Source organism: Paenibacillus lacisoli, from assembly GCF_030580655.1.
Lineage (GTDB): Bacteria > Bacillota > Bacilli > Paenibacillales > Paenibacillaceae > Paenibacillus > Paenibacillus lacisoli.
This window is the reverse complement of sequence record NZ_JAUQTB010000002.1, coordinates 645586-651870: the sequence shown is the minus strand read 5'-3', so window position 1 is coordinate 651870 and position 6285 is coordinate 645586. Positions and strand designations below refer to the sequence as shown.

General features: G+C 45.7%; 8 protein-coding genes. 5 read left to right on the top strand and 3 right to left on the bottom strand.

All coding sequences use genetic code 11. The annotated features are described in order from the left end of the window. Nucleotides 1–201 (top strand): IS3 family transposase (locus tag Q5741_RS06930; RefSeq protein ID WP_305023320.1); only part of this gene is annotated, 201 nt, incomplete at its 5' end. Nucleotides 202–537: 336 nt separating this feature from the next. Here the strand turns inward: Q5741_RS06930 and Q5741_RS06925 are convergent. After that, nucleotides 538–1296, bottom strand: coding sequence for an SDR family oxidoreductase (locus tag Q5741_RS06925; protein WP_305023319.1), 759 nt, complete (start codon nucleotides 1294–1296; stop codon nucleotides 538–540). Between the two features lie 160 nt (nucleotides 1297–1456). Here Q5741_RS06925 and Q5741_RS06920 point away from each other — a divergent pair, with 160 nt between their 5' ends. Together Q5741_RS06920 and Q5741_RS06915 are read left to right on the top strand one after the other, a co-directional pair. Beyond that, on the top strand, nucleotides 1457–2350 hold the full coding sequence (locus Q5741_RS06920; RefSeq protein ID WP_305023318.1) for an AraC family transcriptional regulator: 894 nt from the start codon (nucleotides 1457–1459) through the stop codon (nucleotides 2348–2350). Nucleotides 2351–2645: 295 nt separating this feature from the next. Then, nucleotides 2646–3029, top strand: coding sequence for a DUF1259 domain-containing protein (locus tag Q5741_RS06915; protein WP_345784151.1), 384 nt, complete (start codon nucleotides 2646–2648; stop codon nucleotides 3027–3029). A 109-nt stretch (nucleotides 3030–3138) separates the two neighbouring features. On the opposite strand, the gene Q5741_RS06910 is transcribed toward Q5741_RS06915, so the two are convergent. Beyond that, nucleotides 3139–3900 carry an MBL fold metallo-hydrolase gene (locus Q5741_RS06910; protein ID WP_305023317.1) on the bottom strand — a complete coding sequence of 254 codons (762 nt, stop codon included), beginning with the start codon at nucleotides 3898–3900 and terminating at the stop codon, nucleotides 3139–3141. A gap of 159 nt (nucleotides 3901–4059) precedes the next feature. Between Q5741_RS06910 and Q5741_RS06905 the strand changes: the two genes are divergently transcribed. After that, nucleotides 4060–4473 (top strand): Lrp/AsnC family transcriptional regulator, encoded by a 414-nt coding sequence (locus tag Q5741_RS06905; RefSeq protein ID WP_305023355.1) that lies wholly within the window; start codon nucleotides 4060–4062, stop codon nucleotides 4471–4473. Between the two features lie 102 nt (nucleotides 4474–4575). Here the strand turns inward: Q5741_RS06905 and Q5741_RS06900 are convergent, their stop codons facing one another. Next, complete coding sequence (locus tag Q5741_RS06900; protein WP_305023316.1) at nucleotides 4576–5157, bottom strand: DapH/DapD/GlmU-related protein; 582 nt, start codon at nucleotides 5155–5157, stop codon at nucleotides 4576–4578. A 269-nt stretch (nucleotides 5158–5426) separates the two neighbouring features. On the opposite strand from Q5741_RS06900, the gene Q5741_RS06895 reads away from it, so the two are divergent. Further along, nucleotides 5427–6029, top strand: a complete 603-nt coding sequence (locus tag Q5741_RS06895) for a DUF1349 domain-containing protein (RefSeq protein WP_305023315.1) — start codon at nucleotides 5427–5429, stop codon at nucleotides 6027–6029. Nucleotides 6030–6285: the final 256 nt, after the last annotated feature.

Sequence of the window (6285 nt, the reverse complement as noted above, 5' to 3'; positions counted from 1 at the left end):
AAGGGAAACTGCTGGGATAACGCCTGCATCGAAAGTTTCTTCGGGCATCTCAAGTCGGAATGCCTCCACCTCCACACCTTCACCTCCGAGGAGCAACTCGTGGGAGCTGTTGAACGCTATATTCATTTTTACAACAACGAACGTTTTCAGGAAAAGCTGAACAACCTTAGCCCGGTGGAATACCGAACTAAGGCTGCTTAGTCACAGAGCTATTTTATATCTGTCTACTTGACGGGGGTAACTTCAATATGCGGGCCGCTTTTTTTGTTGTTTTCAAAAGGCTCGGTTGTTGGTTGGAAGGGGACGAACCAGGATAACAACTTTGGTATTAGGAGGTAGTTTATCGGGTACTCAACAGGACTGAATAGCCTGGTCGAAGTGCGCTCGCTGATAAGTCCCGAAGTAGTGATTCGACTGAGACGGGAAATATGGCTCAGAAGAGTTTGTAAGTGGAAATGAAAATAGTACCGATGAATGCTCGCTTCATCGGTACCCGTTATCGCAGTTTCGACTTTCTTTACCCCATACCTGTTTACCTTACCCCTGCGCAGTGGGACGGACAACAAGCTCGCCCACATCAACACCGGCCGGCTGTTCGATCGCAAACGCAATAGCTCGGGCGATAGCTTCCGGTGGCATCGCGAATTCACGGTACTCTTCGAGCTTGGCTTTTATCTCTAGATTTGTCATTGTTTCCGCGGCATTCGTCCGCGTTGAGCCAGGCGAAATAATTGTCACGCGTAGCTTATCGCCGGCCTCCTGGCGCAAACCCTCGGAGATGGCGCGCACGGCAAACTTCGTGCCGGCATAGACCGCCATGTTCGGTACAATGCGATAGGCTGCCGTAGAAGCGATGTTGACGAAATGCCCGGAGCCTTGCTTGCGGAAGAGAGGCAGCGCTGCCGCAATGCCGTACAGAACGCCTTTAATGTTGATGTCAATCATCGCCTCCCAATCCTCGACACGCAGTTCATCGAGCGGGGAAATTGGCATAATGCCGGCATTGTTGACCAGAACATCAAGCTTGCCGAACCGCTCACATGCCAACTTAACGAGGTCGGATAAGTCGTCGCGCCGTCTCACGTCTGTGGCTGCATAGGCGGCTTCACCGCCTACATTCGCGATGCGGTCCGCCAGAGCCTCAAGGCGATCCAATCGGCGCGCCCCGAGCACGACTTTCGCACCTCGCTCAGCGAGCAGAAGTGCAGTCGCCTCACCAATTCCGCTACTTGCGCCTGTAATGACGATCACTTTATCTTTGATTCCTGACATGATTACATTTTCGTTCGTTGTCATAGCCGAGTCCTTCTTTCATCTGAATATTGTCTTACACTTTGAATTATAAGAAATATCCTATTGAACCAGGTAGACGATTCCTGCGCGTTCCTTGCCCATTCCTGTCCGGTTTTGTTACAATATCATTATCAGATTGTATGAAAAAGGATTGTGATTAAGCTTGAACCAACTCGTTTCCGAGTTAGCTCGGCAAATTGCACGTTATACGCCTATGGACGGTATGCACATAACAGCGATTCCGGAACTTTGTTTCAGGCGTGCATCCGAGGAATCAGAACCGACGCATACCCTTAGCATGCCATCTCTTTACGTAATTGCCCAAGGCTCAAAGACTGCCACATTAGCCGGGGAAAGCTTCCGGTTCGATCCGGGTACGTATATGGTTGCCTCCGTTCATCTGCCGGTTATCGGGAAAATAACTCATGCATCGCCGCAGATGCCGTACTTAAGCTTAGGATTAACGCTTAGCCCAGATGTCCTTATGGACTTAAACAAGAAAACTAACCCGCAGAAAAGGGGAGAGACGGGACGTGGCATTTTGGTCAATCCATCCACTCCTCCTTTTCTAGATGCGATTCTGCGCCTCGTCAATCTTTTAGATACCCCCACCGATATCGAGATGCTAGCTCCGCTCATCATCAGAGAAATATTTTACAGGGTGATGCAGGGCGAGCAAGGGGCGTTGATCAGGCAGTTTGCCGTGATCGGTAGCTATGCACAAGGCATTTCAGATGCAATACATTTGATCAACCGTGATTATTTTCAGTTGCTCGTTATTGAAGAGCTAGCGAAAAAAGTAAGTATGAGCCCAACATCCTTGCACAAGCATTTCAAAAGAGTAACGGGAATGAGCCCGCTGCAGTATCAGAAGATCATTCGGTTACAATCTGCACGCCGATTGATGCTTACGGAAGGCTTGGATGCTGCAACGGCAGGATTTCGAGTCGGTTACGAAAGCCCTTCCCAGTTTAACAGGGAATATACCCGCCTATTCGGACGCCCGCCGATGAGAGATATCAATCACCTGCGCGATTCTTTATTTGAACTTCAGTGAATTGTTTATTTCGTAGTAAACTCTTTTTAGTCACTTCACGCAAATGTGTTAGCTGGCAACTCTTAATCCTTTTTGCAAAATTGGACAGTGACATTGTGTCCTCATTACTCTTGGCTAAGGACTATATTTTCTCGTCCTTGGCTGTCGCTGTTCCAATTACTAGGATCAGTCTAATACTTTATTTTCTGATGACACTTGAACAATATTTAACTTTTAGTTTGGGATTTACAAAAGTTAGCCACCTGAAATTTGATTGGAGAAACGGCTCGCATAAGCGGGCCGCTTTTTTGTTAGTATAACTAAAATTATTGGCGGACAGGTGGTAACGAATAAACCAGCTTGCGTTGTCCAAACTTTACGTAAATTAAACGTTAAAATTCTAGGTAGACGCAGTAAATCCCCTCTAACATTACCGTTTGCTTTATTGGTAGAATCTCGCGATTCCCGTGGCCGCACATTAAACCTGGGGGAAACAGTGATTTTAGAGAAGGAAATCAATCCCTTTGTTTCAGAGCTGCGTAAGCGGGGAATAAAAATTACGGCTATTCATAACCACTGGCTCTTCCAAAGCAATCCATTCAAATATATCCACTGGGAATCTATTGATAATCCAGTGTCTTTTGTAGAAAAAAGCGCAGCTGCTGCTAGAGCAGTAGGAATACTTCCTCCTAAAAAATAAAAAAAGGGTTGGAGCCGGCATGGCTTAATAAAAGCAAGAACGGCGGAGGTATCTTCAATCAAAAGGCGGCTCGCATATGCGGGCCGCTTTTTGGTGGTTTATTATCATGTCAAAATGTATAGCATTCCCCGTCGTCCGGGACGAGAACCCTTGTTATCATGCCGCTGCTTTTTAAGAAGTGTCTTAATTCCTCCCTGGAAAGTACCCAGTGATTTACGGCCTCCATATGAACAACAACCAGGGTCGAGTCAGTAGTGGCCTGATAGACCTGTGCAATATCCTCCTTTCCCATGACCAGGGACCCGCCTTCATTCAATTGATTATCCCCACCGTTAACTACAATAATATCCGGTTTGTGGGCTGCGAGGGTTCTCTTAACCGCTTCATACCATACCGTATCTCCAGCAACATAAAGGGAGGGCTCCGTGGAGTGCTGCAGGATAACACCGCAAACCTGGCCCATCCTTTCTAAAATCTCTCCACGTCCATGCTCGCCAGGAGTCTTGATCATCCGAATGCCATCCAATATGGTATCCTGCTGCAGCACTTCTACATTGGTAAAACCGGCTTTTTCAACATGGTCTGCATCTGCGTGATTTTGTACAAACATCTTAATATGTTTAGGCAGGACGTTTTTTGCTGCATCATCGAAGTGATCCAAATGCAGGTGGGTTAAAATAACGGCATCCACATATTGCGTAATTGCCTCAACCGTCATGGGCAGCTCTACCAGCGGATTGTTTTGGTCCTGCCGCGCAGCGTTTGGGAATGGGGGATATGTTCCTTTAGGCGCAAGAAAAGGATCAATTAAAAACTTCTTATCTGCATAATCAACGATAAGGGTTGCATTACGAATATGGGTTACTTTCATGAATGAAACAACTCCTTGGAATAAGATATACTTTATTCTAAGTCGTTTCATATGCGGCATACATACTACAAATCAAGTGTTTCGGTAATATCGGTTGATTTATGAAAGTGTTGCTCGGTATGAATATATTAAATGGATCAAGTGAAGGATGATGAACGAATGATGGATGAAACAGACAAACGAATTATTGATGAGTTGTCCAAAAACAGCCGGATCACGATGAAGCAATCAGGCGAGAAGATCCACATGACAGGACAGGCGGTTGCAGCCAGAGTGGCTAAATTAGAGGGTCATGGAGTGATTGAGGGGTACACGATCAAGCTGAACCAGGCTAAATTATTGTGTCAGGTGCATGCGCTGATTACGATTTATACGAAAAATATTAAGCATGCTCCTTACTTATCTTTTGTCGAAAGAAAGGAAGGTTATGTACTACATCATTATAAAATAAGCGGAGATGGCTGTTACTTACTAGAATGCCGCTTCCCCTCCAACCCGGTGCTTGATGAGTTTCTGGTTGAACTTAATCAGTATGCCAACTACAAACTATCCATTGTGATCAACAAATTATAAAGGCTGTACTTGGGACAGGAGAGCCTGGTCTCCATGGATGCATCCTGCATGAACCATAAAGATCAGGCTCTTCCAGCCAGTGGACGTACAAGTCACCCCTAATTATTCCGGGTTATGGTCGATTTCTTTGATGAACCTTGCCGGAACTCCTGCTACCACTGTATTTGCCGGTACATCTCTGGTCACGACGGCGCCTGCAGCTACAACAGCATGGTCACCAATCGTTACACCGGGCAGCAGCGTTGCATTTGACCCGATCCACACATTCTCGCCAATGACTACCGGAGAAGGATAAGTTGTATTTCTGGTTTGTAAGGGCAGGCCATGATTAAGGGTAGCAATCGTCACGTTCATCCCCAGCATCGAACCGCTGCCAACCGTAATTCCGCCCCGGTCCTGAAATGAACATCCGGTATTAAAAAACACGTTTTTACCAATCGTTATATGTTTGCCGAAGTCGGTGTAAAAGGGTGGGAAGCACATAAAAGACGAATCGACGGCATTACCTGTCAACTCGCTGAACAGATCTACAATTTCTTCTCTTGAATGATAGGAGGTATTCAGCTTCATCGTTATTTTCTGAGCTTCATAACTGCACTGGATCAATAGGCCGTGTAATTCTGTATCCTCTGCCGAGATAGGATTGCCTTGTCTGCAGAAATCAATAAACTCATTCATATCCATTAGTAAATCACCCGCCTTTATAGTGTTAACAAGCCGAAGGTTTTTCCCTCGGTACTTGAATGTTAATCTTTATAGTTAACTCTAAGTCAAGGGGGAGACATAAGTTCATTTTATTATATACGGATACCTTTATATTATATTTATTAACAAAATTTGACGGACTATAATAAGTTTATATCCAACTCACCCCTGAACGAACGAGCTTGATGGATGGTGTAGAGACAAAGATGTCTTGCACACGGGATGTCATTACACGTACGGAGGTTATTATGACAACGGTCCAAAACTTATTCAGTAAACAGGAACGGGAGAAGCTGGCATGGATGAATGAACCCCAACACTGGACTTATACGGCGGAGCATGAGTTGCTCATAGAAGCGCCGCCAAAGGCGGACTTCTTCAAAGACCCTGCTGGAAAACATACAGCGAGCTCCGCGCCGTTTCTTCAGCTGCAGGTTGATTCTTCATTTCAGCTTACAACGCAGCTTCAGGTCGATATGCATCACAAATATGATTCCGGGTGTCTGATGCTCATGGCAGATGATAATAACTGGGCGAAAATATGCTTTGAGTTTGACGGGGAATATCCAACGATTGTATCTGTCGTGACTCAGGATGGGTCATCCGATGACTGTAATTCTGAACGTGTCTCTGTAGAGAATCCGTATTTAAGGATCACGAAGAGCGAGCAGGTTGTTTCATTTTACTATTCACCGGATGGCGAGGCCTGGAAATTAATCCGTTACTTCGGACTTCGATCGCAAGGTCCATATACAGCTGGGGTAGTAGCACAATCACCAACGGGGTCAGGCTGCGAGGTCCGGTTTAAATCATTAATTTTGTCTTGGCCAGAAGCAGAAGAACGGTTTTAATATAGGCGGTTTCAAGCGGCTTGCGGGTAGAGCTGCTTTTTTTATTTATGTATATGAGCAAGGAGGAACGGTAACGTAAAGACCCGACAGTGAGGGCCTTTATTGCCAGAAGGTACCCTAACGGGAGTGATACAGCCATTACATTTACAGTGACGTTCATGGGAATAGGCAGCGTCATCGGCAAAGAAGTGATATAGTCCTTTTCATCCGAAGTCCAGCCATAATTTTTATCTTAATTTAAATTTTCCGCAGAGAA

What these genes read in the sequence shown, in the direction of transcription:
- Q5741_RS06925 (WP_305023319.1), bottom strand. Translation starts at nt 1,296, where the DNA reads ATGACAACGAACGAAAATGTAATCATGTCAGGAATCAAAGATAAAGTG.
- Q5741_RS06910 (WP_305023317.1), bottom strand. Translation starts at nt 3,900, where the DNA reads ATGAAAGTAACCCATATTCGTAATGCAACCCTTATCGTTGATTATGCA.
- Q5741_RS06905 (WP_305023355.1), top strand. Translation starts at nt 4,060, where the DNA reads ATGATGGATGAAACAGACAAACGAATTATTGATGAGTTGTCCAAAAAC.
- Q5741_RS06900 (WP_305023316.1), bottom strand. Translation starts at nt 5,157, where the DNA reads ATGGATATGAATGAGTTTATTGATTTCTGCAGACAAGGCAATCCTATC.
- Q5741_RS06895 (WP_305023315.1), top strand. Translation starts at nt 5,427, where the DNA reads ATGACAACGGTCCAAAACTTATTCAGTAAACAGGAACGGGAGAAGCTG.